At 44.4% G+C, this 396-nt stretch carries 1 protein-coding gene; it reads right to left on the minus strand.

All coding sequences use genetic code 11. The features are described from left to right. Positions 1 to 396, minus strand: a 396-nt coding sequence (locus tag ACFIMK_RS00335) for a ShlB/FhaC/HecB family hemolysin secretion/activation protein (RefSeq protein ID WP_375693492.1), incomplete at both ends; no start/stop codon positions are given.

Below are 396 nucleotides of genomic sequence, written 5' to 3' on the forward strand. Positions count from 1 at the left end.
CGTACCGGTAAATTTGGCAAATTGTGGCTCCGCATCCCCTGCTCCTGGCGCATGTTTCTTTACTGAATGAAACAAGGGAAGCCCTTGCAAATAACTCACATCAAAGGTCCAAGTCCCCCCCAACATCTGGCGAGAATGCGAAATGCCAAAATTGGCGACACTATATTGACGGCTGCCCACTTCAATCTTATTGCCAAGAAGGTAATTGTTGGTTCTTTTATAAGAAAGGCCTAAATTCAAGGTTGTAAGGGAAACACTATCACGGTAAAGAACCCTGCTTGTACTGGCGTGTAACTCACTGGAATCCCCCGTCGTCTCAATATCGGTAAAATTGCCAGGGATTATGCTTTGGTAATTATAAACAGTGCCATTCAATCCAAAGGTCCAATAACCGTA

The organism is Bartonella sp. AP280QHHD, assembly GCF_042196125.1.
Classification (GTDB): Bacteria; Pseudomonadota; Alphaproteobacteria; order Rhizobiales; family Rhizobiaceae; genus Bartonella.